Origin of the sequence: Bariatricus sp. HCP28S3_A4, assembly GCF_052066395.1 — a bacterium.
Taxonomy (GTDB): Bacteria; Bacillota; Clostridia; order Lachnospirales; family Lachnospiraceae; genus Allocoprococcus.
Map to the genome: position 1 here is coordinate 1 of NZ_JBQHSE010000074.1, position 2,048 is coordinate 2,048.

The 2,048-nt window shown below is 47.9% G+C and carries 3 rRNA genes; all 3 read left to right on the forward strand.

The annotated features are described in order from the left end of the window. Window positions 1–100, forward strand: a 16S ribosomal RNA gene (locus ACTNBF_RS16365); the annotation flags it as partial. Window positions 101–316: 216 nt separating this feature from the next. Next, window positions 317–434, forward strand: a 5S ribosomal RNA gene (gene rrf / locus ACTNBF_RS16370). 363 nt (window positions 435–797) lie between these two features. Further along, window positions 798–2,048: ribosomal RNA gene (locus ACTNBF_RS16375) — 23S ribosomal RNA — on the forward strand; the annotation flags it as partial.

The following is a 2,048-nucleotide window of genomic DNA, read 5'->3' on the forward strand; positions in this document are numbered from 1 at the left end:
CCCAACCGAAAGGAGGGAGCTGCCGAAGGTGGGACCGATAACTGGGGTGAAGTCGTAACAAGGTAGCCGTATCGGAAGGTGCGGCTGGATCACCTCCTTTCTAAGGAAGAAGAAGTAAGGTGTTGTGTCTATTGCTTAGTTATCAAGGAGTGAGTGCGCAGATTAGCTTACAGAACTGTGACGCAAGCTTGCTTGCAGGAACAGGGATGGAAGATGAGATGCATAAGAAGGCTTGAACGTAGCCCGACAAGAAGCGCAGCGGATTGGAGGGTGAAGAGAAAGACTGCACTCACGAAAAAAAAGATAACAGAATATTTCTGGTGGCGATGCGCTTAGGGGACACACCCGTTCCCATCCCGAACACGATGGTTAAGACCTAAGCGGCCGATGGTACTGCACTGGAGACGGTGTGGGAGAGCAGGTGGCCGCCAGAATCAAAAAAGAAAAGCTGGTTTTACCAGTGATTAAAGATTAGAAAAATTTTCTGGTTTTTAATGACTGATAACATCAGTCAGAAAATACATAACAGATGATCTGTTATGCAATGTACCTTGAAAATCGCATACAAAGAAAATCAATTCTCAAATAAATAGAGAAAGACATCCGAGGTGATTGTTATTCTTAAGAGTAACAATTAACTAACACTTCGAGAAAACGAAGTAAAAAAACAACCTTGAATACCAACGCATATAACGCTATATATGTGTCGATGTTAGAAAGTGACCCGTCGAATGATTTACGGAGCGGTTATTTCCAAGAACCGCTTTGAATCAGCAGAACCGCTTTCGACATCCATTGGTTATGCTAGAAAGAGCGCAGGGTGGATGCCTTGGCACTAAGAGCCGATGAAAGACGTGATAAGCTGCGAAAAGCTTCGGGGAGGAGCAAATATCCAACGATCCGGAGATATCTGAATGGGGAAACCCACTGGAGCAGACCTCCAGTATCCATACGCCAATCCATAACGTATGGAGGGGAACCCGGTGAACTGAAACATCTAAGTAGCCGGAGGAAGAGAAAACAACCGTGATTTCCAAAGTAGCGGCGAGCGAAATGGAAAGAGCCCAAACCGGAATGCGTGCATTCCGGGGTTCGGACTGCAGAAATGATCTGACAAGTTTAGCAGAATGGTTTTGGGAAAGCCAGCCAGAGAGGGTGAAAGCCCCGTAAGCGAAAGACAAGTCAGCATGGCAGGATCCAGAGTACCACGAGACACGAGAAACCTTGTGGGAACGAGCGGGGACCACCCCGTAAGGCTAAATACTCCTTAGTGACCGATAGCGCATAGTACTGTGAAGGAAAGGTGAAAAGGACCCCGGGAGGGGAGTGAAAGAGAACCTGAAACCCTGTGTTTACAAGCTGTGGAAGAACTTTATATGTTCAACCGCGTACTTTTTGTAGAACGGTCCGGCGAGTTACGCCATCTGGCAAGGTTAAGGACTGAAGGTCCGGAGCCGAAGTGAAAACAAGTCTTAATAGGGCGGGAAGTCAGATGGAGTAGACCCGAAACCGGGTGATCTATCCATGTCCAGGCTGAAGTTGCCGTAAAAGGCAATGGAGGGCCGAACCCACATCCGTTGAAAAGGGTGGGGATGAGGTGTGGATAGGGGAGAAATTCCAATCGAACCCGGAGATAGCTGGTTCTCCTCGAAATAGCTTTAGGGCTAGCCTCGTGAGAGTCTGCTGGAGGTAGAGCACTGAATTTGTGCGGGGGCGTCAAAGCTTACCAAGCGATATCAAACTCCGAATGCCAGCCAGATGATTCACGGGAGTCAGACTGCACGAGATAAGTTGGGCAGTCAAAAGGGAAAGAGCCCAGACCTGCAGCTAAGGTCCCAAAATGTGTGTTAAGTGGAAAAGGATGTGGGATTTCAAAGACAACCAGGATGTTGGCTTAGAAGCAGCCATACATTAAAAGAGTGCGTAATAGCTCACTGGTCGAGAGGTCCTGCGCCGAAAATGTCCGGGGCTGAAACACACTACCGAAGCTCAGGAATCTACAAAGTAGATTGGTAGAGGAGCATTGAATACGCGAAGAAGCAGTACCG